The organism is Cellulomonas endometrii (assembly GCF_949769265.1).
Lineage (GTDB): Bacteria > Actinomycetota > Actinomycetes > Actinomycetales > Cellulomonadaceae > Cellulomonas > Cellulomonas endometrii.
On the sequence record NZ_CATKPC010000003.1, the window covers coordinates 108,072 to 133,433 of the forward strand.

General features: G+C 75.1%; 17 protein-coding genes and 1 pseudogene. 11 read left to right on the plus strand and 7 right to left on the minus strand.

Annotation, left to right across the window (positions count from 1 at the left end; translation table 11 throughout):
• Nucleotides 1–181 precede the first annotated feature (181 nt).
• The 3 genes from QNH85_RS05035 (at nucleotide 182) to QNH85_RS05045 (ending at nucleotide 6,246) form a co-directional block, all read left to right on the plus strand.
• Nucleotides 182–1,087 carry a DUF1028 domain-containing protein gene (locus QNH85_RS05035; RefSeq protein WP_282945089.1) on the plus strand — a complete coding sequence of 302 codons (906 nt, stop codon included), beginning with the start codon at nucleotides 182–184 and terminating at the stop codon, nucleotides 1,085–1,087.
• A gap of 38 nt (nucleotides 1,088–1,125) precedes the next feature.
• Nucleotides 1,126–2,910 (plus strand): N-acetylglutaminylglutamine amidotransferase, encoded by a 1,785-nt coding sequence (locus QNH85_RS05040; protein ID WP_282945090.1) that lies wholly within the window; start codon nucleotides 1,126–1,128, stop codon nucleotides 2,908–2,910.
• Between the two features lie 111 nt (nucleotides 2,911–3,021).
• Complete coding sequence (locus QNH85_RS05045; RefSeq protein ID WP_282945092.1) at nucleotides 3,022–6,246, plus strand: efflux RND transporter permease subunit; 3,225 nt, start codon at nucleotides 3,022–3,024, stop codon at nucleotides 6,244–6,246.
• A gap of 80 nt (nucleotides 6,247–6,326) precedes the next feature.
• On the opposite strand, the gene QNH85_RS05050 is transcribed toward QNH85_RS05045, so the two are convergent.
• The 4 genes from QNH85_RS05050 to QNH85_RS05065 all read right to left on the minus strand — a co-directional run bounded on the left by QNH85_RS05050 (nucleotide 6,327) and on the right by QNH85_RS05065 (nucleotide 12,518).
• Nucleotides 6,327–7,280, minus strand: coding sequence for a glycosyltransferase family 2 protein (locus QNH85_RS05050; RefSeq protein ID WP_282945094.1), 954 nt, complete (start codon nucleotides 7,278–7,280; stop codon nucleotides 6,327–6,329).
• Nucleotides 7,281–7,425: 145 nt separating this feature from the next.
• The gene (locus QNH85_RS05055; protein ID WP_282945096.1) at nucleotides 7,426–9,966 is read right to left on the minus strand and encodes a SpoIIE family protein phosphatase; all 2,541 of its coding nucleotides are present in this window, start codon (nucleotides 9,964–9,966) and stop codon (nucleotides 7,426–7,428) included.
• Between the two features lie 126 nt (nucleotides 9,967–10,092).
• Entirely contained in the window at nucleotides 10,093–11,454 is a 1,362-nt protein-coding gene (locus QNH85_RS05060) for an oligosaccharide MFS transporter (protein ID WP_282945097.1), read from the minus strand.
• The gene (locus QNH85_RS05065; protein ID WP_282945099.1) at nucleotides 11,451–12,518 is read right to left on the minus strand and encodes a glycoside hydrolase family 43 protein; all 1,068 of its coding nucleotides are present in this window, start codon (nucleotides 12,516–12,518) and stop codon (nucleotides 11,451–11,453) included. Before QNH85_RS05065 ends, QNH85_RS05060 begins: the two co-directional genes overlap by 4 nt.
• Before the next feature lie 223 nt (nucleotides 12,519–12,741).
• Here QNH85_RS05065 and QNH85_RS05070 point away from each other — a divergent pair, with 223 nt between their 5' ends.
• Together QNH85_RS05070 and QNH85_RS05075 are read left to right on the plus strand one after the other, a co-directional pair.
• Nucleotides 12,742–13,971 (plus strand): AI-2E family transporter, encoded by a 1,230-nt coding sequence (locus QNH85_RS05070; protein ID WP_282945101.1) that lies wholly within the window; start codon nucleotides 12,742–12,744, stop codon nucleotides 13,969–13,971.
• Between the two features lie 53 nt (nucleotides 13,972–14,024).
• A complete protein-coding gene (locus QNH85_RS05075) occupies nucleotides 14,025–14,210 on the plus strand; it encodes a hypothetical protein (protein WP_282945102.1) in 186 nt (61 codons plus the stop codon).
• A gap of 106 nt (nucleotides 14,211–14,316) precedes the next feature.
• On the opposite strand, the gene QNH85_RS05080 is transcribed toward QNH85_RS05075, so the two are convergent.
• A complete protein-coding gene (locus tag QNH85_RS05080; protein ID WP_282945103.1) occupies nucleotides 14,317–17,364 on the minus strand; it encodes a bifunctional [glutamine synthetase] adenylyltransferase/[glutamine synthetase]-adenylyl-L-tyrosine phosphorylase in 3,048 nt (1,015 codons plus the stop codon).
• 11 nt (nucleotides 17,365–17,375) lie between these two features.
• Nucleotides 17,376–18,713, minus strand: a complete 1,338-nt coding sequence (gene glnA, locus QNH85_RS05085) for a type I glutamate--ammonia ligase (RefSeq protein WP_213282981.1) — start codon at nucleotides 18,711–18,713, stop codon at nucleotides 17,376–17,378.
• Between the two features lie 87 nt (nucleotides 18,714–18,800).
• Between glnA and QNH85_RS05090 the strand changes: the two genes are divergently transcribed.
• The 4 genes from QNH85_RS05090 to QNH85_RS05105 all read left to right on the plus strand — a co-directional run bounded on the left by QNH85_RS05090 (nucleotide 18,801) and on the right by QNH85_RS05105 (nucleotide 23,443).
• On the plus strand, nucleotides 18,801–20,570 hold the full coding sequence (locus QNH85_RS05090) for an NAD+ synthase (protein ID WP_282945104.1): 1,770 nt from the start codon (nucleotides 18,801–18,803) through the stop codon (nucleotides 20,568–20,570).
• Entirely contained in the window at nucleotides 20,570–21,394 is an 825-nt protein-coding gene (gene panB / locus QNH85_RS05095) for a 3-methyl-2-oxobutanoate hydroxymethyltransferase (protein ID WP_213282983.1), read from the plus strand. Before QNH85_RS05090 ends, panB begins: the two co-directional genes overlap by 1 nt.
• Nucleotides 21,395–21,420: 26 nt before the next feature.
• Nucleotides 21,421–22,497, plus strand: coding sequence for an endonuclease/exonuclease/phosphatase family protein (locus QNH85_RS05100; RefSeq protein WP_282945105.1), 1,077 nt, complete (start codon nucleotides 21,421–21,423; stop codon nucleotides 22,495–22,497).
• A gap of 115 nt (nucleotides 22,498–22,612) precedes the next feature.
• On the plus strand, nucleotides 22,613–23,443 hold the full coding sequence (locus QNH85_RS05105) for a M15 family metallopeptidase (protein WP_282945107.1): 831 nt from the start codon (nucleotides 22,613–22,615) through the stop codon (nucleotides 23,441–23,443).
• Nucleotides 23,444–23,446: 3 nt separating this feature from the next.
• Here QNH85_RS05105 and QNH85_RS05110 read toward each other — a convergent pair whose 3' ends face one another.
• Nucleotides 23,447–23,620: an SPOR domain-containing protein gene (locus tag QNH85_RS05110; RefSeq protein WP_282945109.1), complete on the minus strand. Its 174-nt coding sequence runs from the start codon at nucleotides 23,618–23,620 to the stop codon at nucleotides 23,447–23,449.
• A 71-nt stretch (nucleotides 23,621–23,691) separates the two neighbouring features.
• On the opposite strand from QNH85_RS05110, the pseudogene map reads away from it, so the two are divergent.
• Both map and ppgK read left to right on the plus strand, forming a co-directional pair.
• Nucleotides 23,692–24,559: pseudogene (gene map / locus QNH85_RS05115) on the plus strand (type I methionyl aminopeptidase).
• The gene (ppgK, locus tag QNH85_RS05120; RefSeq protein WP_282945111.1) at nucleotides 24,556–25,353 is read left to right on the plus strand and encodes a polyphosphate--glucose phosphotransferase; all 798 of its coding nucleotides are present in this window, start codon (nucleotides 24,556–24,558) and stop codon (nucleotides 25,351–25,353) included. The pseudogene map and the gene ppgK overlap by 4 nt, the downstream one beginning before the upstream one ends.
• Nucleotides 25,354–25,362 lie beyond the last annotated feature (9 nt).

The following is a 25,362-nucleotide window of genomic DNA, read 5'->3' on the forward strand; positions in this document are numbered from 1 at the left end:
CTCCTCCAGCGGCGCCGACACTGCACCGTCGGCGGACAGCGTCACACGATCATGGCACGGTCGCGCGCGGAGCAGCAGGGCCCGCGCCCGGGGTCGTCGCGCCCTGCGCCGGGGCGTGGCACGCTCGGAGCTGCTGACCTGCGGCGGCACCGCCGCGGGACCCTCGCGACGGGAGATGCGCGTGACCTACTCGCTCGTGGCCCGGGACCCCGACGGCCGCACCGTGGGCGTCGCCTCGGCCTCCCGGTACCTCGCCGTCGGCTCGACCGTGCCCGGCGTGGCCGCCGGTGTGGGCGCGCTCGCGACCCAGGCGAGCACGAACGTGATGTACCGCGAGCGCGGGCTGCGGGCCCTGAGGGCCGGGGAGGCGCCCCGGCGCGTGGTCGAGGCCCTCGTCGGCGACGACCTGGACCGCGACCGCCGCCAGCTGGCCGTGGTGTCCCTCGACGGCCCGCCGGCCGCCTGGACCGGGCCCGACTGCGTCCCCTGGGCGGGGCAGGTCGTGCGGGACGACTGCGCGGCGGTGGGCAACCTCCTCGCCGGCCCGCAGGTGCTGCCCGCGGTACTCGACGCCTTCGAGGGCACCACCGGGGACCTGGCCCACCGGCTGCTCGCCGCGCTCGCCGCCGGGGACGCCGCGGGCGGGGACCGGCGGGGACGGCAGAGCGCCGCGCTCGTGGTCGCGTCCGGCCCGGGCACGGTGCACCTGCGCACGCCCGCGCGGGTGGACCTGCGCGTCGACGACCACCCCGACCCCGTCCGGGAGCTGGCGCGGCTGGTCCGCCGGCACGACCTCCTCGTCGCGGAGCCCGACCCGGCCAGCGCGCTGCCGCTGACCGGCGAGACGGCCGCGGAGGTCGCCCGGGCGCTGCGCCTGCTCGACGGGGAGGCGGCGCCGGACCCGGTGCTGGTGCAGGCGGTCCGGGACGCCCGCGGTGTCCCCCGGCCGGTGACCGGGCCCGAGCTGGAGCTGCGCCTGGCGGTGTGGGCCGTGCGACGCAACCTCGGCCACCTCACGCTCCCCGGCGCGGTCGACGCGGCCCTCCTCGCCGAGCTCCGGGACGCCGCTCCGGAGCCCCCCGGCTGAACCTGCGGGGCGGTCGACGTCGTGTCAGGCTCGTCCGCATGTGCGGGATCTGCGGCGAGATCACCTTCGACGGAGCACGCGCCGACCACGCGGCCGTGGACCGGATGCGGGAGGCGCTGGCGCCCCGCGGCCCGGACGGCACCGGCGCGTGGGCCGACGGTCGCGTGGCGCTCGGGCACCGGCGCCTGGCGATCGTCGACCGGAGCGAGGCCGGCGCGCAGCCGTTCGTCGACGACGCCCTGGGCCTCGCCGCCGTCTACAACGGGATGATCTACAACTACCGGGAGCTGCGCGACGAGCTGACCGGCGCCGGCTACCGGTTCCGGTCGACGTCCGACACCGAGGTGGTGCTCGCGGCGTACCACCGCTGGGGCGAGCAGTTCGCGCAGCACCTGCTCGGGATGTTCGCCGTCGTCGTCGTGGAGCGCGCGTCCGGCCGCGTGGTGCTCGCCCGCGACCGGCTCGGGGTGAAGCCCCTGTACCTGTCGCGCACGCCGGGGCGGCTGCGGTTCGCCTCGACCCTGCCGGCGCTGGTCCGGGCCGGCGGCGTGGACACCGCGCTCGACCCGGTGGGCCTGCACCACTTCCTCAGCTGGCGCGCCGTCGGACCGGCCCCGACGACGATCCTCGCGGGCGTCGAGAAGCTGCCGCCGGCCACCGTCCGCGTCGTGGAGCGGGACGGCCGCAGCCGCGACCGCGTGTACTGGTCGCCGGCCTACGAGCGCCGCCCGGAGCACGCGGCGTGGACGTCCGACGACTGGACCGACGCCGTGCAGGAGGCCCTGTCCCGCGCGGTGCGCCGCCGGATGGTCGCGGACGTCGGCGTCGGCGTGCTGCTGTCCGGCGGGCTCGACTCCTCCCTGGTCGTGGCGCTGCTCTCCGCGCAGGGCCAGACGGGGCTGCAGACCTTCTCCGTCGGCTTCGAGGACGTCGGCGGCACGGCGGGCGACGAGTTCGCGTACTCCGACGTCATCGCCGACCGGTTCGGCACCGACCACCACCGCATCCGGGCGACCGCGCAGGACGTCGTCGACGCGCTCCCCCACACCGTCGCTGCCATGTCCGAGCCCATGGTCAGCCACGACGCGGTGGCGTTCGACCTCCTGTCCCGCGCCGTCGCCTCGCACGTGCGCGTGGTCCAGTCCGGGCAGGGCGCGGACGAGGTGTTCGGCGGCTACCGCTGGCACGCGCCGCTGCTCGACGTCGACCGGGCGGACGCCGCCGAGACGTACGTCGAGCACTACCTGGACCGGGACGCCTCCGACCTCAAGGCGCTGCTCGAGCCCGGCTGGCTCCCCGAGGTCGACCCGTCCCGCGCGGTCGTCGCCGCCCACATGGCCCGCCCGGGCGCCGCGACGGCCCTGGACGCGGCGCTGCGGCTGGACACCGAGGTCATGCTCGTCGACGACCCCCTCATGCGGGTCGACAGCATGTCCATGGCGTGGGGGCTGGAGGCGCGGGAGCCGTTCCTCGACCACGAGCTGGTGGAGCTCGCCGCCGCGTGCCCGCCGGAGCTCAAGGCGGGGGGCGGCGGCAAGGGCGTGCTCCGCGCGGTGGCGCGGCGGATGGTGCCGGCGGACGTCATCGACCGGCCCAAGGGCTACTTCCCCGTGCCGGCCGTCACGCACCTGGACGGGCCGGTGCTCGACCTGGTCCGGGACGCCCTGACGTCCCGCGTCGCCCGGGAGCGCGGCCTGCTGCGCGCGGAGGCGGTCGACCGGCTGCTCGCCGACCCCGACGGGTTCCGCACCCGCACGGGCGTCAACCCGTTGTGGCAGGTCGGCGTGCTGGAGCTGTGGCTGCAGGAGCACGGCGTCGGCTGAGCGCCACCTGGAACTCCGCGGTCGCACGGGCCGTTCAGCAGTCGACCGCGTCACCGGCCACGACGGCCGGGTGCGCGGTCGACCTGTGCCCGCACCACCGTGGAGCTCCGCATGTTCCGTCTGACCCGGCTCTCGCTCGCGAACCGTGCCGTGATCGCCCTCGTGACCGCGGCGATCGCCGTGTTCGGGGTGCTGAGCCTCGGCTCGCTGAAGCAGGAGCTCATCCCGTCGCTCCAGATCCCGACGGTCGCGGTGGTCGCCGCGTCGCCGGGGTCGTCGCCGGACCTGGTGGAGCAGCAGGTGACGCAGCCGGTCGAGGACGCGCTGTCCGGGGTGTCGGGCGTCGAGTCCGTCGAGTCGACGGCGTCGTCCGGGCTGTCGAGCACCACGATCATGCTCGAGTACGGCACGGACACCGACGAGGCCGCGCAGGCGGTCCAGCGGGCGCTCGACCGGGCGGCGTCGACGCTGCCCGCCGACGTGGAGCCGACCGTCATCACCGGGTCGCTGGACGACCTGCCGGTGGTCCAGCTCGCGGTCACGGGCGCGTCGGAGGGCGCGTCGGACGGCGCCGCGGTCGACCCCGCGTTCGTCGCCACCCTGAACGACGAGGTGCTCCCGCGCCTGCAGGAGATCGAGGGCGTCCGCGACGTCACGCTCACCGGCACGCAGGACGACCTGGTGACGGTCGACCTGGACCTCGCCGCGAGCACCGCCGCGGGCGTCTCCCCCGCCGACGTGACCGGGCTGCTGCAGGACTACGGGGTGGCGCTGCCGGCCGGCACCGTCGAGGACGGCGACACGACGCTGTCCGTGCAGGTCGGCGCCCCGCTCACCTCCGTGGACGAGCTGCGGGCGCTGCCGCTGGCGACCGCCGCGGGCGGCACGGTCACGCTCGGCGACGTCGCCGAGGTCACGCAGGCGCCGCAGGACCCGACGTCGTTCTCGCGGCTGGACGGCGAGCCGGCCCTCGGCATCGCGATCACCAAGACCCCGGACGGCAACACCGTCGACGTCTCGCACGGCGTCACCGAGGCCCTGGACGACCTGTCCGGCACGCTGGGCGACGGTCAGGTCGTCGTGGTCTTCGACCAGGCGCCGTTCATCGAGGAGTCCATCGAGGGGCTCGCGACCGAGGGCGGGCTCGGGCTGCTGTTCGCCGTCGTCGTGATCCTCGTGTTCCTGGCGTCCGTCTCGGCGACGCTGGTGTCGGCCGTGTCCATCCCGCTGTCGCTGCTGGTGACCTTCATCGGGCTGCAGGTCAGCGGCTACTCGCTCAACATCCTCACGCTCGGCGCGATGACCGTCGCGATCGGCCGGGTGGTCGACGACTCGATCGTCGTCATCGAGAACATCAAGCGGCACCTGTCGTACGGCGAGCGGAAGTCCCAGGCGGTGCTCACCGCCGTCCGGGAGGTCGCCGGGGCCATCACGGCCTCCACCGTCACGACCGTCGCCGTGTTCCTGCCGATCGGGCTCGTGGGCGGCATGGTCGGCGAGCTGTTCCGGCCGTTCGCGTTCACCGTGGCCATCGCGATGACCGCGTCGCTGGTGGTGGCGCTGACGATCGTCCCCGTGCTCGCGACGTGGTTCATCCGGGCGCCGAGGACGACCGCGGAGGGCGGCGCGTCCCGCGAGTGGGCGGAGGAGGCGGAGCGCGGTGGGCGCCTGCAGCGCGGCTACCTGGCCACCCTGCGGACGGCGCTGGCGCACCCGGTCTGGACGATCCTGCTCGCCGTGGGGGTGCTCGGCGGCACCCTGGCGCTCACCCCGCGGCTCGAGACCAACTTCCTCGACTCGACGGGCCAGGACACCGTCACGGTGACCCAGACGTTCCCCGCGGGCACGTCGCTCGACGCCCAGGACGCGGGCGCGCGCGACGTCGAGCAGCAGCTCGCCGACGTCACCGGCGTGACCACGGTGCAGACGACGGTCGGCTCGGGCGACGGCATGGCCGCGTTCTTCGGCGGCGGGGGCACCCCGACCGCGACCTTCGCCCTCACGCTCGGGGCCGACGCCGACGCGGCCGCCGTCCAGGACGCGGTCCGGGACGAGGTCGCCGCCACCGGGGGCAGCACCCTCAGCGTGTCCGGCGGCGACGCGGCCTACGGCAGCTCCACGGTCGACGTGATCGTGCAGGCGCCCGACAGCGAGACGCTCACGGAGCTCACCACCGAGGTGGAGCAGGCCGTGCGCGACACCGAGGGCACCACCGACGTCACGAACAACCTGGCCGCCGCCCAGCCCACCGTGCGGGTCGCGGTGGACCGCGAGGCCGTCGCCGCGGCGGGGCTCTCCGAGACGCAGGTCGCCGGGACCCTGGCGCAGCTGCTCAGCCCGCAGCCCGTCGGGCAGCTCGACCTCGGGGACGGCCCGGTCGACGTGGTGGTCCGCACCGGCGCGGCGCCGGCCACGGTCGACGAGCTCCGCGCGGTCGTGCTGCCGACCGCCACGGGCCTCGTGCCGCTGACGTCGGTCGCGTCGGTCGACGTCGTGGACGTGCCCACGTCGGTGACCCGCATCGACGGGCAGCGCGCCGCGACCGTCTCGGCCACCCCCGCCGGTCAGGACCTCGGCACGCTCACGGCCGACCTGCAGGCCGCGGTCGACGGCGTGGACGTCCCGTCGGGCGCGTCGGTCACCATCGGCGGCGTGTCGTCCGACCAGCAGGACGCGTTCGCGGACCTCGGGCTCGCGCTGCTCATCGCCATCGCGATCGTCTACGTGGTCATGGTGGCGACGTTCCGGTCGCTGCGGCAGCCGATCGTCCTGCTGGTGTCCGTGCCGTTCGCGGCGACCGGCGCGCTGCTCGGCCTGCTCGTGACGTCCACCGCCCTGGGCGTCCCCGCGCTGATCGGCGTGCTCATGCTGATCGGCATCGTCGTCACCAACGCGATCGTGCTGATCGATCTGGTGAACCAGTACCGGCGCCAGGGCCGGCCGCTCGACGAGGCCGTCGTCGAGGGTGCCCGCAAGCGGCTGCGGCCGATCGTCATGACCGCGCTGGCGACGATCTTCGCGCTCGCGCCGATGGCGTTCGGCCTGACCGGCGGCGGGGTGTTCATCTCGCGCCCGCTGGCCATCGTGGTCATCGGCGGGCTGCTGTCCTCCACGGTGCTGACGCTGGTGCTCGTGCCGGTGCTCTACACGCTGACGGAGCGCCGGGGCGAGCGGAAGCGCCTGGCGTCCCCGGCGGCGGACGGCACGGACGGCACGCCGGCCCCGGCCACCCCGCCCCGCGGCGCCCACGCGGCCGACACCCCGCAGGACGGCCCGCAGGACGACCGCGCCGCGTCGGACGGCACCCCGCGCCGGCACGCCGCCGACCCCGTCTGAGGCGATCGCCCACCGGAACCTTGGTGCGGGCGCGCACGTCCCCAGGTGCGCGCCCGCGGCGTCCGGGCCGCTCGCGCTCCTCAGACCCAGTAGCCCGACGACGACGAGTACGCCCCCTGGTACGTCCCGTGGCGCAGGTGGATGACGTTGCGCTTCAGGTCGTAGGCGAGCAGCCGCCACTGCGGCACGGTCCACCGGCGCAGCACGGCCGCGGCGGCGCGCGCCCGCTCGGCCGGGGGGACCGGGGCGACGGCCGTCTCCGCGAGCATCCGGTACGCCAGGTACCACTGCGGGAACGCGACGCGCCGCCGGAACGCGGGGTCGTAGCTGCGCACCTGCACGATCGGGTCCGCGCCGACGGCCTTGCTGTTCTGGTTGTCGTGCCGGCGGCAGAAGAAGTGCCGCTCCGGGACGACGACCCACTCGCTGCGCAGGGCCGACCGGATGCCGAGGGCGATGTCGCCGCCGAAGTACCGCGGGTGCCCGCCCATGGCCCGCAGGGGCACGGTGCGCTGGACGCCGCCCCACGCGATCGCCTGGTACACCGACCGCCGCAGCAGCAGGTCCACGCGCTCGGCGGGCGTGAGGCCCTGGAAGACGAGGTCCTCGTCGTCCATGTTGCCGACGACCTCGCCGGCGGCGTCGATCAGCGTGACGCGCGGGAAGGCGATGTCGGCCCGCGGGTGCGCGTCGAGGGCGGCTGCGCAGGCGGTGAGGTGTCCCGGGCCGACGACGTCGTCCGACGCGTTCCACATGAACAGCGGGGCGCGCGCGAGCTGCAGGGTGCGGTTGAAGTTGCGCGGCACGCCGCGGTTGACGTCCGAGCGGTAGTACCGGAACCGCGGGTCGGCGTCGGCGAACGACTGCGCGATCTTCGGCGTGGCGTCGGTGGACGCGTTGTCGGAGACGATCACCTCGATGTCCTCGAGGTCCTGGTCGCGCAGGGCGGTCAGCGCCTCCTCGAGGTACAGCGCGCCGTTGTACACGGGGACGCCGACGGAGACGCGGGGCGCGCGGGCGCTCGGCTGCGGCATGGCGGTCCTCCTGGTGCGCGGCACTGCACGGTGGCGCGGCGCCTCGGCCAGGGCCTGACCGATTTGCGGCAATTGTCCGGATGGTACGACCGGCATGTTTCCGGCGCGCGTCGTGACGACGGCGCGTCGCGAGCGCCGGAGCGCGTCAGCCCGCCTGCCCGCTCAGGTGCACCGCCAGCAGCGCGATGTCGTCCTCCGGCGCCTCGCCGGCGGTCGCCCGGGCGAGGACCGCGTCGGCCAGGTGCCGGGCGTCGAGCGTCGCGGGCGCCGTCGCCCGCTCCTGCGCCGCGGGCACGGCCTCCGCCACCATCCCGGCGAGCCGGTCGATGCTCTCCTGCAGGTGCTCCCCACGGCGCTCGACCAGGCCGTCCGTGAACAGCAGCACGGTCGAGCCCCGCGGCACCACCACCTCGGCGTCCGACCGCGGGCTGCCCGACGTGACGCCCAGCACCAGCTCCGGGGTCCCGCCGCGCAGCTCCCGCACGGTCCCGTCCGGCTCGACCAGCAGCGGCGGCAGGTGTCCGGCGTTCGTCCAGCGCAGCGTGGTCACGCCGGCGACCCGCTGCGCGTCCGACTGCTCCAGGCGCATCACCAGCGCGGTCGCCATGGCGTCCACGCGCAGCGTCTCGAGGGTCGTGTCGAGGCCCGCCAGCACCTCGGCGGGCGTCCCGGAGGTCGTGACGGCGATCCCGCGCAGCAGCGTGCGCACCTGGCTCATCGCGGCGGCCGCGTGCCGGTCGTGGCCCATGACGTCGCCGATGACCAGCAGCGTCGAGCCGTCGGGCTGCAGGAAGGCGTCGTACCAGTCGCCGCCGACCTGCGCGGCCTCGGCGGCCGGGACGTACCGGACGACCACGTCGAGGTCGTCGGGCTCGGCCGGCGCGGACAGCAGGGCCCGCTGCAGGGTCTCGGCCATGCGGCGCTGGCTCTCGTACAGCCGCGCGTTGTCGAGCGCGACGCCCGCCCGGTCGGCGACCTGCATGAGCAGCGCCAGGTCCTCCGGCCCGAGGTCGGCGTGCCCGTCGTCCAGGAACAGGGTGATCGCCCCGACGGTGCGTCCGCGGGCGCGCATCGGCACGGCGTACCCGGTCCGCGGCGCGAGGCCGCGCAGCAGGTCGCGGGCCTCCCCCGTCAGCACGGCGGCGATCTTCTCGGTCGCGTCGGGGACGACGACGAGCTCGCCGGTGCGCAGCGCGCGGTGCAGGAACGACGTCGGCGCGAGCGCCCCGAGCCGCAGCTGCGCGTACCGGGCGACCGTGGGGCGCAGCCGCGGCTCGGCGTGCCAGCCCGCGATGTCCCGCAGGTGCCGCTGCTCGTCCCACAGCGTCACCACGCTCCACGACCCGAAGCCCCGCACGAGGTGCCGGGCCAGCCGGCCGACCGCGTACTCGGTGTCGAGCGTCGCGCTCAGGTCCTCGCTGACGGTGGCGAGCAGCGCCAGGCGCTCGGACGCGACCTCCGCCGCCTCGCGGGCCGCCTCGCGCTGCTCCTCGGCGCGCCGTCGGCCGGTGATGTCGTGGAAGTACACGGACAGGCCGTCGGCCCCGGGGAAGGCCCGGACCTCGTACCAGCCGTCGAGCGGCGGCGGGTAGTACGCCTCGAACGCGCGCGGCTCCCCGGACTCCGCGGCTCCGCGGTAGTGCTCCTCGAACAGGGAGCCCACCGACAGCGGGAACAGCTCCCAGATCACCCCGCCGAGCATCTCGGCCCGCGTGCTGCCCAGGACGCGCTCGGCCTCCGCGTTGACGTAGGTGAACCGCCACGCGTCGTCGAGCAGGAAGAACGCCGTGGTCATCGTCTCCAGCACGCGGGAGATCCGGGCGTCCGCCTCGCGCTCGGCCGTCGTGTCGTAGGCCGCGCCCAGGACGCGCACCGCCGTGCCGTCCGGGCCGGGCAGCGCCATGCCCCGGGCCTTCACCCAGCGGGTCGCCGCGTCGGGGTGCACCACGCGGTACTCGGCGGTGTACTCCGAGCACGCGGCGATCGCGTCCTGGAGCGCCTCGTGGACGCGGCCGCGGTCGTCGGGGTGCACCAGCGCGTCGAACGCCTCGATGCTGCGCGCGAACTCCCCCGGCGCCACCCCGAACAGGGCGTGCAGCTGGTCGTCCCACTCCAGCAGCCCGGTCTGCAGGTCCCAGTCGAAGCTGCCGACGCCGCCGGCGGTGATCGCGAGCTGCCACCGCACGCGGTCGGCCTCGTACTCCACCGACAGCGCGGACAGCTCGAGCTCGGCGACCGCCGACGCGGCGAGGTCGGTCAGGACGAGGACGTCGTCCGTCGACCACGCGCGGACCTGCTCGTCGAACACGCACAGCGCCCCGACGACGTGCCCGTCCTTGCCGACCAGCGGCACGCCCAGGTACGCGCGGACCCGGCCGTCGCTGACGGCGCCGAGGTCGCGCAGCCGGTCGTCGGCGGTGGCGTCCGGCACGACCAGCGGCGAGCCGAGCTCGGCGGTCACGGTGCACACCGAGTCGGACAGGGGGCTGCGGGTGCCGGTCGACCCGGTCACCGACCCGGCGGCCGCGCCGACGGTCTGGACGTCGCTGAGCAGCGACACCTGCGAGGCCGGCGCGGCCAGCAACCGGGACGCGAGCTGCGCGAGCCGCTCGAGGGCGGGGTTGCCGACCGACGACAGCAGGCGCTGCACCGCCGCAGCACGCTGGTCGTCCGGGGTCAGCGGCATCGCGGGGCCCTCCGAGGGGTCGTCCGGCAACGGTCCCCTCCCATTCCGACGCGACCTGTCAGCGAAGCATAGGCGAGCGCGGACCGGGCACCCGGCGCGTTCGGCCGCGCCGGGTGCCCGGTTGCGTCACACCCCGGCGGGCTCGGGCCGACGGGCCTCGTCCGGGCCCGTCTCGCCCGGACCTGCCGCGCCCGGACCCGCGGCCGGCTCCCCGGGCGCGAGCCGGGTCCGGTCGTCGGCCATGAGCATCCGCGCGACCACCGTGACGACGACGATCACCACGGCCATCACGACGTAGGCGCTGGAGAAGCCGATGCCCTCGTACGCGAACCCGAACACCGAGGCGAAGATCGCGACGCCGATCTGCTTGGCGAAGTTGAAGCCGAGCATGTACGCGGTCGCGGAGATCCGGACGTCGAACATCCGGGTGATGTACTTCATGACCGACACCAGCAGGAACGGCATCTCGATCGCGGCGAGCAGGCGCCACGCGATGAGCAGCCACTCGTGCGTGAAGAACGCGGAACCCAGGACGCGCACGAGCAGGACCGCCGCGAAGACCATGAGGCCCTTGCGCGCGCCGATCTTGTTGACGATGAACGGCGCCGCCACCATGAACGCGGCCTCGGCGAAGATCTGCACCGCGACCACGCGGGAGAACAGCACCTCGGCGTCGCCGCTCGTCACGAAGGTGGCGAAGTAGTTCGGGAACTGCTGGTCGAACACGTCGTAGAGGGCGGCGGTCCCGAACATCAGGACGACGAAGCCGAGGAAGTTCCGGTCCCGCAGCAGCGCCACGACGGTGGCCCGCGACACCTTGGTGCCGCCCTGCGCGTCCGCGCCGCCGTCGGCCTCCGCGCCGGCGCGCTCGCCCTCGTGGGGCACCCGCGCGACGAACAGCAGCGTGCCGAGCACGATGGCGGAGACCGACCCGGCCCACCAGATGCTGCTCGGGTTCGCGGCCCAGAGGAACCCGCCCACGAGCGCGGCGGTGCCGCCGGCCAGCGAGCCGAACAGGCGGGCGTGGCCGTACTCGAACCGGTTGGCGCGGCTGGCGCGCTCGTTGAAGGCCTCCACGACGCCCACGCCGGAGTTCAGGCACAGGCTGAGGAAGATGCCGCCCACCACGGCGGCGAGGAACTCGTTGACACCGCTCAGCGGCAGGAACACGAAGGTGAAGAACGGCCCCATGAACGCCGCGCAGAGCACCACGAAGAAGAACAGGTACTTCTTGAACCCGAGGCGGTCCTGCAGGTAGCCGTAGACCGGCTGCAGCACCAGCGCCGTGATCGCCGAGACGGTGCTGACGAGGCCGATGGCGGTCGTGCCCATGCCCGCCTCGTTCTTCAGCCACAGCGGCAGGAACGTGAACGCGAGCTGCCAGATGGCGAAGTAGAAGAAGTACAGGCCGCCGTAGTTCCAGAACACCCCCCGCTTGAGCTGCTCCAGCGCGCGGCGCTGCTGGACGGGTGCGGTCGTGCTGCTCATCGTGCGTCTCCGGACGGGCTGAGGACCTCGGTCGAGGTCGGGGTGGGGCGGGTGTCGGGCACGGGGGTGCCCCAGACGGGTCGGCCGTCGGCGTCGAACGGCAGGACCTGCGCGCGGGCGTGCCGGTTGGGGTCCCACAGCGGGTCGCCGGTGATCTCGGTGTAGGTCCGCGCGTGGTACACGAGCACCGGGGTGCCGTCGGGCAGCTCGGTGAACGAGTTGTGGCCCGGCCCGTACTGGCCCGCGGACGGGTCCGACACGAACACGGGGTCGGGGCTCTTCGTCCACGACGCCGGGTCGAGCAGGTCGCTGCCGAGCTCGGCCGTGAGCACGCCCATGGCGTAGTCGATGCCGGTCGCCGCGCCCGAGTAGGTGAGGTACACCCGCCCGTCGCGCACCAGCACCGAGGGGCCCTCGTTGACCCAGAAGCCCTTGACCTCCCAGTCGAACTCCGGGCGGGACAGCAGCACCGCCGGGGTCGCGAGGGTCCAGGGGTTCGCCATGCGGGCGATGTACAGGTTCGAGTGCCCGCGGACGTCGAACGCCTGCTGCGCCCACACCAGGTACTGCTCGCCGTCGACGACGACGCTGGTGGCGTCCAGCGCGAAGGACTCCCAGCCGGTGTCGACCTGCCCGCGCTCGACCCACTCCCCCTCGAACGGGTCGTCGGCCTCGTTCTCCAGCACGAAGACGCGGTGGTTGAACGTCTCGGCCGTCCCGGGCACGTCGACGGTGCCGTGGTCGTTCGGCGCGGCGGCGAAGTAGACGTACCACTTCCCGTCGACGCGGTGGATCTCGGGCGCCCAGATCAGGTGCGACATCGGGCCCTCGGCGTGCCGCTCCCAGATGGTCACCTCGGGCGCCGCCTGCAGGTCCTCGAGCCGCTCCGCGCGCCGCAGGACGACCCGGTCGTACAGCGGGTGCGAGCCCGTGAAGTAGTACTGCCCGTCGTGGCGCAGCACGCACGGGTCCGCCCGCTGCAGCACGATCGGGTTGACGTCGACGCTGTCCGTCACTGTTCTCTCCTCGTCGAGACCCGGGCGGGGCCCGGGACGCTTCTTCATCGTTGTATGTTAACGCTCACACAGCGTAACCCCCGCCGCGGAGGCACCCGCCGGGACTCACGTCCCCGGCCGGCCGCCGGAGCGACGTCGGCCCGTGACCGGGACCGGTGGGCGGCGCGGTGAGCGGCGCGGTGAGCGGCGCGGTGAGCGGCGCACGGGCCGCTCGCGCCGGTAGCCTCACCAGCGACCTCGCACGACCGCCGACCCGCTCCGGAGCCGCACGATGCCCGTCCCCGTCGTCCCCGACGAGCCCGCCGTGCCGGCGCCCGCACCCGCACCCGGCGGCCGCTGGGCACCCGGCGCCCGCGACTCCCGCATCCCGCCGCGCTGGCTGCCCCGCGCGCTGGTGATGGGGGTGGTCGCCGTGTTCGCCGGACTCCTCGTCTGGCGCGCCGCGTCGATGCTCGGCAACGTGCTGACGATCATCGTGATCTCCTGGTTCGTCGCCCTCGCGATGGAGCCGATGATCCTGTGGCTCGGCCGCCGCGGGATGCGCCGCACCCTCGCCACCGGCCTCACCATGATCGGCTCGCTCGTCATCGGCATCGGCATCCTCGCCCTGCTGGGCGGGCTGTTCGTCAGCCAGCTCGTGGAGCTCGTGCAGTCGATCCCCGGGTACTACGCCGACCTCCGGGCGTTCCTCGGCGACCGGTTCGACATCGAGCTGCCCCGCACCGACGAGCTGCTGAGCAACGCCGGGGACTACGTCGGGGACATCGCCCCCGGCATCGTCGGCGTCGGCACGTCCATCGCCGGCGGGCTGTTCACCGCGACCGCCGTCCTCCTCGTCGTCTACTACATGGCGAGCGCGGGCCCGAAGTTCCGCGCCGCCGTGTGCCGGTACCTCGCCCCGCACCGGCAGCGCGAGGTGCTGCGGCTGTGGGAGGTCTCGCAGGACAAGGTCGCGGGGTTCATCACCTCGCGCATCGTGCTCGCCGCGATCTCCACCGCGACCACGTGGCTGTTCCTGCAGCTGCTGGGCATCCCGTACGCCCTGCCGCTCGCCACGTTCACGGGCCTGGTCTCGCAGTTCATCCCGACCGTCGGCACCTACATCGGCGGCGCGCTGCCCGTGCTGGTCGCGCTGTCGGTGTCCCCGCTGCGCGCGCTGGCCGTCCTCGCGTTCATCATCGCGTACCAGCAGGTCGAGAACCTGTTCCTCACCCCCAAGGTCTCGCAGCGGTCGCTCGCCCTGAACCCCGCCGTGGCGTTCCTGTCCGTGCTCGCGTTCGGTGCGGTGTTCGGCGCGTTGGGGGCGTTCCTGTCGCTGCCGGTCGCCGCGACGATCCAGGCCGTCATGTCGACGTACCTGCGGCGGCACGAGCTGGTCGACTCCACGCTGCTGCAGGAGGAGGAGACCGGGCGCCGCAGGAACGGGGACTCCGGCCACCCGGCGGAGCAGGGGCAGGGCGAGCTGCGTCCCCCGGTCGCGCCGCCCGCCGAGCCCGCCTAGCGTCGACGGCGAGCGGCGCCGCACCCGGGCGCCGGGACCCGATGGGAGGCCGCATGACCGACTCGACCAGCGACTGGATCCCCGACTCCCCCGGCGACGACCCGGACGTGCCCGACGCGGAGCCCGAGCTGCGCCTGGGCGGCGTGGACCGCGGGGACGACGTGGCGCAGGACCTCCAGGAGAACCTGGAGCCGGGCGCGCTCAGCCAGGACCCGGACCCGGTCGAGCCCCCGGACTGACCCCCTCGCCGCACCCGGGTGGACGACTCGGCGCGACACGCCGCCGGCGTGTCCGTCCGGACGTTCCACCCGGGCGGGGCGTCGGAGCGGGCGTCGGGAGCGGGCGTCAGCGGTAGAAGACGTCCTCGACGACCGCGCGGGCGCGGCGGGACGCGCGCAGCCACGCGTCCTCCAGGTCCTGACCGGACCCGGACGGGTAGCCCACGACAGCGGCCAGCCCGGCGACGACCCGGCGGTCGTGCGGGAGCACGTCCGCTCCCCCGGTCCGGCCGGTCCACAGCACCAGCGCGTCGCGCAGCCGCGAGGCCAGGTCCCACGCCTCGACCAGGACCTCCGCGTCGTCCGCGGCGAGCACCCCCGCCTCGCGGGCCGCGGCGAGGGCGTCGAGCGTCGAGGTGGTGCGCAGCGCCGGGACGGCGTGCGCGTGCTGCAGCTGCAGCAGCTGCGCCGTCCACTCGACGTCGGCGATCCCCCCGCGCCCGAGCTTGAGGTGGCGGGTCGGGTCGACGCCGCGCGGCAGCCGCTCGGACTCCACGCGCGCCTTGATCCGCCGGACCTCCCGCGCGCCCGCGACGTCCAGCCCGCCGGCCGGGTACCGCAGCGGGTCGACGAGCTCCACGAACCGCTCCCCGAGCGCCTCGTCGCCCGCGACCGGCCGGGCCCGCAGCAGCGCCTGGCTCTCCCACACCAGCGACCAGCGGGCGTAGTACTCGGCGTACGCGTCGAAGGACCGCACCAGCGGGCCGCTGCGCCCCTCGGGCCGCAGGTCGGCGTCGACCTCGAGGGCCGGCTCCGGCCCCACCGACCCGAGCAGCGACCGGAGCCGGGTGGCGACCCCGGTCGCGAAGTCCTGGGCGAGCACGTGGGGGACGCCGGGCAGCGGGTCGTGCACGAACAGCACGTCGGCGTCCGAGGTGTAGCCCATCTCCCGCCCGCCCAGGCGGCCCATCGCGACGACGAGCATCGCCGTCGGGTCCGCGTCCAGCCGCCGGGCGACCCGCTCCTCCCGCACGGCGACGCGCAGCGCGCCCGCGAGCAGCACGTCGGCGGTCGCCGTCAGGCTGCGCGACGCCCGGGTCCCGGTGACCACGCCCAGCACGTCGGCGACGGCGGTGCGGGCCAGCTCGCGGCGGCGCAGCGCCCGCAGCGCGGTGACGGCCGGGACCGGCTCGGTCGCCCGGGTGAGGATCGCGTCCGCCTCGGCGGCGAGCCGCTGCTGGCTGCGCGGCTCGAGCTCCGCGTCGTCGTCCAGCCACACGACGGACTCCGGGGACCGGGCGAGCTGGTCGGCCACGTACCGCGAGGTCGACAGCGCCCGGGCCAGCCGCTCCGCCGCCGTGCCGGAGTCCCGCAGCATCTTGAGGTACCAGTGGGTGCCGCCGAGCGTCTCGGACAGCCGCCGGAACGCGAGCAGCCCGCCGTCCGGGTCCGGCCCGTCGGCGAACCAGCCCAGCATGACCGGCAGGAGCTGGCGCTGGATCGCCGCCCGCCGGGACACGCCCTCGGTCAGGGCGGCGATGTGCCGCACGGCGCCCGCGGGGTCGCGGTACCCGATGGCGGCCAGCCGGTTGCGGGCCTCCTCCGGCGCGAGGCTCACCTCGGCGGCCGAGAGCTGGGCGGTGGCCGGCAGCAGCGGCCGGTAGAACAGCTCCTCGTGCAGGTGCCGCACGTCGCGCCGCACCTGCCGCCAGCGCTCCAGCAGCCCCTCGGCTCCCTCGGACCGCATCCCGACCGACCGTGCGAGCCGCCGCAGGTCCGCCTCGGCGGTCGGCATGAGGTGCGTGCGGCGCAGCCGGTACAGCTGGATGCGGTGCTCCAGCGCCCGCAGGAACCGGTAGCAGACCGCGAGCTGCGCGGCGTGCTCCCGCCCGACGTACCCGCCCGCCGACAGGGCCGCCAGCGCCGTGAGCGTGTTGCCGCTGCGGATCTCCGGGTCCGACCGGCCGTGCACGAGCTGCAGCAGCTGGACGGTGAACTCGACGTCCCGCAGCCCCCCGACCCCGAGCTTGATCTGCCGGTCCGCCTCGGCCGGCGGGACGTTCTTCTCGACCCGCCGGCGCATCGCCTGGGAGTCCTCGACGAAGTTGTCCCGGCGCACCGCCTGCCACACCATCGGGTTCGTCAGCTCGACGTACGCGCGGCCGAGCTCGCGGTCGCCGGCCAGCGGGCGGGCCTTGAGCAGCGCCTGGAACTCCCAGGTCCGGGCCCACCGCTCGTAGTACGTCCGGTGCGAGTCGAGCGTCCGGACCAGCGGGCCGTCCTTGCCCTCCGGGCGCAGCGCGGCGTCCACCGGCCAGAGCGCGGGCTCCCCGGACGGCCCGCCGCACGCGCGGGCGAGCGCCGTCGCCAGCCGGGTGCCCGCGGCCAGCGCCTCGGCCTCGTCGACCCCCTCGGCCGGTTCGGCGACGTAGACGACGTCGACGTCGCTGACGTAGTTGAGCTCCCGCCCGCCGGTCTTGCCCATGCCGATGACCGCCAGGCGCACCGACGCGCCGTGGTCGTCCAGGTCGGCGCGGGCCAGCGCGAGGCCCGACTCCAGGGCCGCCGACGCCAGGTCCGCGAGCGCCGCCGCGACCCCCGGCAGGCGGGTGAGCGGCTCGCCGGACGTCAGGTCGGTCGCCGCGATCCGCAGCAGCCGGCGCCGGTACGCGCGGCGCATGGCGTCGACCCCGTCCGTGCCGGTGACCGTCGCGACCGGTGCGGGGGACGTGGGGTCGGCACCGACCGCGGTCAGCAGCTCGGCGCGCACCGCCTCGACCGGCACCCCCGTCCCCGGGGCGTCGTCCAGCACGGTGTCCAGGTGCTCGGGGTGCGCGCACAGGTCGTCGCCGAGCGCCACGGACGCGCCCAGCACCGCGAGCAGCCGGTGCCGCGCGGGCCCGTCCTCCGCGAGCGTCGCCGCCAGCCGCCGCGCGCGCGCCGGGTCGCGGTCCACCGAGCCGGCGATCTTCGCGAGCGACAGCAGCGCCTGGTCGGGGTCGGCGGAGTCCGCGAGCGCCGGGAGCAGCGCCTCCGGGCCCGCGCCGTCCCGGTCCCCGACCAGCGCGACGAGCGCCCCGTCGGCGAGCATCCGCTCCGCGCGCGCGACGTCCGCGAACCCGGCGCGGGTCAGCCGACCCGCGAGCGTGCCGCCCCGACCGACCGACGTGCTCATGGCGCGGCGCCTCAGAGCATCGGGAGGAACCGGCGCAGCTCGTACGGCGTCACCTGCGCCCGGTACTCCTCCCACTCCTTGCGCTTGTTCTTCAGCACGAAGTCGAAGACGTGCTCGCCGAGGGTCTCCGCGACGAGCTCGGAGCGCTCCATCACGGCGATGGCGTTCTCCAGCGTGGCCGGCAGCGGCTCGATGCCGAGCGCGCGGCGCTCGGCGTCGGTCAGCTCCCACACGTCGTCGTCGGCGCCCTCGGGCAGCTCGTAGCCCTCCTCGACGCCCTTGAGGCCCGCGGCCAGCAGCACCGCGAACGCCAGGTACGGGTTGGTGGCCGAGTCGACGCCCCGGTACTCGATGCGCGAGGAGTTCGACTTGCCGGGCTTGTACATCGGCACCCGCACGAGGGCGGACCGGTTGTTGTGGCCCCAGCAGATGTAGCTCGGCGCCTCGGAGCCGCCCCACAGCCGCTTGTAGGAGTTGGTGAACTGGTTCGTCACCGCGGTGATCTCCGCGGCGTGCCGCAGCAGGCCGGCGATGAACGAGCGCGCCGTCTTCGACAGGTCCAGGTGGCCGCCCGGCTCGTGGAACGCGTTGCGGTCGCCCTCGAACAGCGACAGGTGGGTGTGCATGCCGGAGCCGGGCTGGTCGGCCAGCGGCTTCGGCATGAACGAGGCGAACACGCCCTGCTCGAGCGCGACCTCCTTCACCACCGTGCGGAAGGTCATGATGTTGTCGGCCGTGGTCAGCGCGTCGGCGTACCGCAGGTCGATCTCGTTCTGGCCCGGGCCGGCCTCGTGGTGGGAGAACTCCACCGAGATGCCCATCGACTCCAGCATCGTGATGGCCGCGCGCCGGAAGTCGTGCGCCGTGCCGCGCGGCACGTGGTCGAAGTAGCCGCCCTGGTCGACGGGCACGAGCGGCTGCGACGGGTCGGCCGGGGCCTCGAACAGGTAGAACTCGACCTCGGGGTGCGTGTAGAAGGTGAACCCCGCGTCGCTCGCGCGGGCCAGCGCGCGCTTGAGCACGTTGCGCGAGTCCGCCAGCGACGGCTCGCCCTCGGGCGTGAGGATGTCGCAGAACATCCGCGCCGTGCCGTGCCGCTCCCCGCGCCACGGCAGCACCTGGAACGTCGTCGGGTCGGGCTTGGCGATCATGTCCGCCTCGTACACCCGGGTGAGGCCCTCGATCGACGAGCCGTCGAACCCGATCCCCTCCGCGAACGCGGACTCCAGCTCGGCAGGCGCGACGGCCACCGACTTGAGGGTCCCGAGCACGTCGGTGAACCAGAGCCGGATGAAACGGATGTCGCGCTCCTCCACCGTGCGGAGGACGAACTCCTGCTGCCTGTCCATGCGGTACATCCTGCCTGATCGCCGGACGCGCGGTGGCACGGCACGCGCCGCTCGCCCGGCTCTTCCGGCACGAATAGGCTCGCGGGCATGTCCGACCAGCACGACTCCCCCGCCGCGCCCGCCGACCAGGCCGGCCCGCTGCGCGTCGCCCTCGCCCAGATCGACACCTGCGTCGGCGACATCGCCGGCAACACGGCGGCGGTCCTCGACTGGGCCCGCCGGGCCGCCGACGCCGGCGCCGACCTGGTGGCGTTCCCCGAGATGACCGTCACCGGCTACCCCATCGAGGACCTCGCGCTGCGGGCGTCGTTCCGCCGGGGCGCCGAGCGCGGGCTGGCCGACCTGGCCGCGGCGCTGGACGAGGCGGGCCTCGGGGGGCTGACCGTCGTGGTCGGCACCGTCGGCGAGCGGACCACCCGCGAGCACGACGGCGCGCCCGCACGGCCGACCAACCAGGCCGTCGTGCTCCGCGGCGGGCTCGTGCAGCAGCGGTACGACAAGCACCACCTGCCGAACTACGGCGTGTTCGACGAGTTCCGCATCTTCGCGCCCGGCGGGGAGCCCACGGTCGTCGACGTCGCCGGGCGCCGCGTCGGCATCCTCATCTGCGAGGACATCTGGCAGGACGGCCCGGTCGCGGAGCTGTCCGACGACGACCTCGACCTGCTGCTCGTCATCAACGGCTCCCCCTTCGAGGAGGGCAAGGGGCACATCCGCACCGAGCTCGCCGCCCGCCGGTCCGCCGAGGTCGCCGCGCCCGTCGCCTACGTCAACATGGTCGGCGGCCAGGACGACCTGGTGTTCGACGGCGGCTCGTTCGTCATCGGGCCGGACGGGACCGTGCTGGCGTCCGCGCCGCAGTTCGTCGAGCACCTGCTGGTGTGGGACGTCCCCGTGCGCGGCGCCGCCCTGGAGCGCGGGCGGCTCAGCCCGCCGCTCGACCCGGACGAGGAGATCTACCGGGCGCTGGTCACCGGCCTGGCGGGGTACGTCCGCAAGAACGGGTTCCGGTCCGTCGTGCTCGGCATGTCCGGCGGCATCGACTCCGCGCTCGTCGCGGCCGTCGCGGCGGACGCCATCGGCGGGGACAAGGTCGTCGGCGTCTCGATGCCGTCGCGCTGGTCCTCCGACCACAGCAAGGACGACGCCGCCGACCTCGCCCGGCGCGTGGGCGCGGACTACCGGGTGCAGGCCATCAAGCCGATGGTCGACGCGTTCGAGGGCGAGATGGCGCTCGACGGCGTGGCCGCGGAGAACCTGCAGGCGCGGGTCCGCGGCGTCATCCTCATGGCCCTGTCCAACGCCGAGGGCCACCTCGTGCTCGCGACCGGCAACAAGACCGAGCTGGCCGTCGGGTACTCGACGATCTACGGCGACGCGGTCGGCGGGTACGCGCCCCTCAAGGACGTCGACAAGTCCCGCGTGTGGGCGCTCGCGCGCTGGCGGAACAACCACGCGGTCGACGCCGGCGAGGTCCCCCCGATCCCGGAGAACTCGATCACCAAGCCGCCCTCGGCCGAGCTCCGGCCCGGCCAGGTCGACCAGGACTCCCTGCCGCCGTACGACCTGCTGGACCAGGTGCTCGACGCCTACGTCGAGCACGCGGAGGGCCGCGCCGAGCTGCTCGCGCGCGGGTTCGACCCGGAGATCGTCGACAAGGTGCTCTCGCTGGTGGACCGCGCCGAGTGGAAGCGCCGGCAGTACCCCCTCGGCCCGAAGGTCACGGCCCTGGCGTTCGGGCGGGACCGTAGGCTGCCGATCACCACGCGCTGGCGCGAGCCGGTCGACACCACCGCCTCGGCGGAGGCCACCGAGCGCGCGACCGGCACGACCACCGACCCCGTGGAGCAGCACTGATGTCCGAGCAGACCCCCGCCCCCGTCCGGCGGGTCCGCGTGCACCACCTCGCCGAGGCCAAGCAGCGCGGCGAGAAGCTGACGATGCTGACCGCGTACGACTTCGTGACGGCCCGCATCTTCGACGAGGCCGGCATCGACCTGCTGCTCGTCGGCGACTCCATCGGCAACACCATGCTCGGCCACACCTCGCCGATCCCGGTGACGGTGGACGAGATGATCCCGCCGACCCGGGCCGTGGTCCGGGCCACCCGGCGGGCGCTCGTCGTCGCGGACCTGCCGTTCGGCTCGTACGAGTCCGGCCCCGGGCAGGCGCTGGCCACCGCGGTGCGGTACCTCAAGGAGGCCGGCGCCCACGCCGTGAAGTTCGAGGGCGGCGTCCGCGTCGCCCCGCAGATCCGGGCCCTGACCGACGCGGGCATCCCCGTCGTCGCCCACCTCGGGTTCACACCGCAGTCGGAGAACGCCCTCGGCGGGCACCGCGTCCAGGGCCGCGGCGACGAGGCCGCCGAGCGCCTGGCGGCCGACGCCGTCGCCGTGCAGGAGGCTGGCGCGGTCGCGGTCGTCCTCGAGATGGTGCCGGCGCCCGTCGCCGCCCGGGTCACCGAGATCCTGCACATCCCGACCATCGGCATCGGCGCCGGCGCGGACTGCGACGGCCAGGTGCTCGTGTGGACCGACATGGCGGGGATGAGCGACTGGTCCCCGCGGTTCGCGAAGCAGTTCGCGGCCGTCGGCGCGCTGCTCGGCGAGGCCGCGCGGTCCTACGCCGCCGAGGTCCGCGGCGGGCAGTTCCCGGACGCCGACCACTCGTTCCTCAGCTGACCGGCCCGGCGTCGGGCGGGTCGCGGGTGGCCGGCGTGCGGGCGGCCGGCGTGCGGCTGCTCGCCGGCGTGCTGCTCGGCCTGGGGGCCGGGGGGCTGCTGGTCCTGGTCCGCCCCGACCTCGTCGGCCTCGCGGGGACCGAGCCGGTCGCGCAGCTCGTGGCCCTCCGGGGCGTGCAGGCGCTGGCGCTGGCGGCCGGGACGCTCGTGCTCGCGGCCGTCGGCGGCGTGCTGCTGCGGGCCGCCCGCGGGACCGACGGCCGGACGCGGGCGCGGCGTCGCCGCGGGGCCACCGTCGTGCTCGCGTGCGCCGCGGTCCTCGGGCTCGCCGCCGCCGGCCACGTGGCGGTCCTGGCCGCCCGGGGGGTCGACGGCTCCGGCCCGGGCGAGCGGGCGGAGGCCGACCTCGTCGTCCTGTCGTTCAACACCTTCGACGCGGTGACCGCCGCCGAGATCGCCGAGCTGGTCGCCGCCCAGGACGCCGACGTGGCCGTCCTGCCGGAGACGAGCGGCGACACCGCGCGCGCCGCCGCCCGGGCGCTCACGAGCTCCGGCCGTCCGACGACGGCGCTCGCCGCCGACGCCGCCGGCACCCGCGTGGAGGGCACCGCGCTGCTGGTCCGTGCCGGCCTCGGGGCGTTCGACCAGGTCACCGAGGGACTGCCGGCCACGGACCTGGGCACGTTCGCCGCCGTCCCCGCCGTCGCGGGCAGCGGGGACGTCACCGCACCCACCGCGCCGACGCTGGTGGCGGCGCACCTGCGCGCACCCTCGGCGCGGGCGTCGATGCCCGAGTGGCGCGCGCACACCGCTGCGATCGCCGCCGTCTGCGGGGACGCCCCGGGGGTCGTGGTCGCCGGCGACCTCAACGCCACGCTGGACCACCCCGGACTGCGCGACCTCGGTCCGTGCGTGGACGCCGCGGAGCAGGCGGGGGCCGCGGGCCTGGGCACCTGGCCCGCGCAGGCGCCGCCGGCGCTCGGGGCGCCGATCGACCACGTGCTCGTCGACGGCCGCGCGTGGCGGGTCACGGGGTTCGCCGTGCTGCGGGGGGTGGGGGGCGGGGCCCCCCGGCCGGGGGTCGCCCCCCCCGCCCGCCGCTGACCCGCCGCGGAGCCGCCGCCGACCCGCCGCCGATCCGCCCGCGCCCAGGAGACCCGCGCGCGCCACGCACCCGGATCGCGCCGTCCGGCGCCCCTGCTCCCCTACCCTCGACCCCATGCGCCGACTCCCCGCCGCCGACCAGCCGCGGGCGGCGCACCCCGGCGACGGCCCGGCGTCCGCGTCCGCTCGGGTCGCGGAGCCCGGTGACCCCGGGGCCCCGCGACCCGCCCGCCGCCCGCCCGCGAGGACCGCGCCGCTGCGCCTGACGCGGCGGGGTGTCGTCGTCCTCGGGACGGCAGCGGCCGTGCTGCTCGGGCTGGTCGTCGCGCTGGTCGTCCTGGTCGTCCGCCTGGTCGGCGGGCCGGCGCCCGCGGCGGACCCGGTCGCCCCGCCGCCCGTCGTCACCTGCGTCCCCGACCCGACGACCACGCAGAACTGCTGGCCCGCCATCACGGAGGGCACGGACTCGCGGCTGGAGGTCTCCCCCTGGGTGACGGGGCGGCTCCTCGCCGGTGACGTGCGCACGGTGCTCGACCACGTCGCCGCACGCTTCGACGCCGAGGTGGAGCCGGTCGACGTCGACAGCTCGTGGGGGTGGGCGTACCGCTCGGTCCGCGGCGAGGGCGGCAGCGACGGCGCTGACGGCACCGAGGGCGAGGGCGACGACGGCACCGCGGAGGTGGTCGGCGGCGCCGAGCTGTCCAACCACGCGTCCGGCACCTCCATCGACCTGAACGCCACCGAGCACCCCCTGGGCGCCACCGACACGTTCACGGACGACCAGGTCGCGGCCGTGCGGGCGATCCTGGCCGAGGTGGCGCCGGTGGTGGCGTGGGGCGGGGACTTCGGCGGCCGGGCGGACGAGATGCACTTCGAGATCGTCGGGGACGCCGAGGCCGTGGCGGAGGTCGCGGCGCGGCTGCGCGGCGAGCCGGCGGCGGGCTGACCCTCAGCGCTCCTGGCGGTCCTCCTCGTCCCACGCCTCGCTGCGGGCGCGGGCGCGGTCCAGCGCGTGCTGCGCCGCCTCCCGCGTCGGGTACGGACCCATCAGGTGCGTCCACGACGACTGCTTGCCCTGCTCGACCTGGCCGGTCCGGGTGTTGTAGTAGAACTCCTCGGCCACGACGCCCTCCCGGTGCGGTGCTCCGCCCCGCGGGTCATCGCGCGGGGCTCCTGGTTCGTACACTGCCAGGTATGACGTCCGTCCACGCGCCGAGGCCGGCGCTCGTGCCGGGCACGATCGGTCCCCGTCGGCCCGTGCCCGGCCACCCCCGCCCCCGGACGGGGCCGCCCCGCCCCGGCGCCGTTCACCGGCAGCGACGTGGTCGCCCCGGAGACGGTCGAGCGCATCAGGATCGCCGCGCGGATCGCCGCCCAGGCGCTGGAGGAGGTCGGCCGGCACGTCGCCCCCGGGGTCACGACGGACGAGCTCGACCGCATCGGGCACGAGTTCCTGCTCGACCACCGCGCCTACCCCTCGACGCTGGGCTACCGCGGCTTCCCCAAGTCCGTCTGCACCTCCGTCAACGAGGTGGTCTGCCACGGCATCCCCGACTCGACCGTCCTCGAGGACGGGGACATCGTCAACGTCGACATCACGGCGTTCATCGGCGGGGTGCACGGCGACAACAACGCGACGTTCCTCGTCGGCGACGTCGACGAGGAGTCCCGGCTGCTCGTCGAGCGGACGCGGGAGGCGCTGCACCGGGCCATCAAGGTCGTCGCGCCGGGCCGGGAGATCAACGTCATCGGCCGGGTCATCGAGAAGTACGCCGCGCGGTTCGGCTACGGCGTCGTGCGGGACTACACCGGCCACGGCGTCGGTGAGGCGTTCCACTCCGGCCTGGTCGTCCCCCACTACGACGCCGCCCCCCAGTACGACCGGGTGATCGAGCCCGGCATGGTGTTCACCATCGAGCCGATGCTCAACCTCGGCACCGCCGACTGGACGACCTGGGACGACGGGTGGACGGTTGTCACCGCCGACCTGCGCCGCAGCGCCCAGTTCGAGCACACCTTGCTCGTCACCGACACCGGAGCGGAGATCCTGACCCTGCCATGAGCCACCACACCTCCACCGACGCCCCCCGCGCGTTCGGCATCGACATCGGCGGATCCGGCATCAAGGGCGCGCCGGTCGACCTGGCCACCGGCGAGTTCGCCGCCGACCGCGTCCGCATCCCGACCCCGCAGCCGGCGACCCCCGCGGCGGTCGCGGCGACCGTGGCGGAGCTGGTCCGGTCGTTCGACCTGCCGGACGACACCCCGATCGGTGTCACGTTCCCCGCCGTCGTGCAGCACGGCGTCGCGCGGTCCGCCGCGAACGTCGACGTGTCGTGGATCGGCACCAACATCGAGCACGTCATCGGTGACGCCGTCGGGCGCCGCGTCCTCGCGGTGAACGACGCCGACGCGGCCGGGTACGCGGAGACGCTGTACGGCGCGGCGCGGTCGACGTCCGGGGTCACGTTCATCTGCACGCTCGGCACCGGCATCGGGACGGCGATCGTCGTCGACGGCGTCCTCGTCCCGAACCTCGAGCTCGGGCACCTGGAGATCGACGGGCACGACGCCGAGACGCGCGCCGCGGACTCGGCCCGCGAGCGCGAGGACCTGGACTTCGAGCAGTGGGCCGCCCGGCTGCAGCGGTACTTCGGCGTCATCGAGGACCTGTTCTGGCCGGACCTCATCGTCGTGGGCGGTGGCGTCAGCAAGCACCACGAGAAGTTCCTGCCGCTGCTGCACCTGCGCGCCCCGATCGTCCCGGCGCAGCTGCGCAACGCCGCGGGCATCGTCGGCGCCGCCGCGCTGGCGGCCCGGCAGGGCGAGCCCGTCGCGGGGGTCAAGCCGGCCTGATCTCGCTGG

Excerpts from the sequence above, each read along its gene's own strand:
- QNH85_RS05050 (WP_282945094.1), bottom strand. The coding sequence starts at position 7,280 with ATGCCGCAGCCGAGCGCCCGCGCGCCCCGCGTCTCCGTCGGCGTCCCC.
- QNH85_RS05080 (WP_282945103.1), bottom strand. The coding sequence starts at position 17,364 with ATGAGCACGTCGGTCGGTCGGGGCGGCACGCTCGCGGGTCGGCTGACC.
- QNH85_RS05090 (WP_282945104.1), top strand. The coding sequence starts at position 18,801 with ATGTCCGACCAGCACGACTCCCCCGCCGCGCCCGCCGACCAGGCCGGC.
- QNH85_RS05060 (WP_282945097.1), bottom strand. The coding sequence starts at position 11,454 with ATGAGCAGCACGACCGCACCCGTCCAGCAGCGCCGCGCGCTGGAGCAG.
- QNH85_RS05040 (WP_282945090.1), top strand. The coding sequence starts at position 1,126 with ATGTGCGGGATCTGCGGCGAGATCACCTTCGACGGAGCACGCGCCGAC.
- QNH85_RS05045 (WP_282945092.1), top strand. The coding sequence starts at position 3,022 with ATGTTCCGTCTGACCCGGCTCTCGCTCGCGAACCGTGCCGTGATCGCC.
- QNH85_RS05070 (WP_282945101.1), top strand. The coding sequence starts at position 12,742 with ATGCCCGTCCCCGTCGTCCCCGACGAGCCCGCCGTGCCGGCGCCCGCA.
- QNH85_RS05065 (WP_282945099.1), bottom strand. The coding sequence starts at position 12,518 with ATGAAGAAGCGTCCCGGGCCCCGCCCGGGTCTCGACGAGGAGAGAACA.
- glnA (WP_213282981.1), bottom strand. The coding sequence starts at position 18,713 with ATGGACAGGCAGCAGGAGTTCGTCCTCCGCACGGTGGAGGAGCGCGAC.
- QNH85_RS05075 (WP_282945102.1), top strand. The coding sequence starts at position 14,025 with ATGACCGACTCGACCAGCGACTGGATCCCCGACTCCCCCGGCGACGAC.
- panB (WP_213282983.1), top strand. The coding sequence starts at position 20,570 with ATGTCCGAGCAGACCCCCGCCCCCGTCCGGCGGGTCCGCGTGCACCAC.
- QNH85_RS05055 (WP_282945096.1), bottom strand. The coding sequence starts at position 9,966 with ATGCCGCTGACCCCGGACGACCAGCGTGCTGCGGCGGTGCAGCGCCTG.
- ppgK (WP_282945111.1), top strand. The coding sequence starts at position 24,556 with ATGAGCCACCACACCTCCACCGACGCCCCCCGCGCGTTCGGCATCGAC.
- QNH85_RS05105 (WP_282945107.1), top strand. The coding sequence starts at position 22,613 with ATGCGCCGACTCCCCGCCGCCGACCAGCCGCGGGCGGCGCACCCCGGC.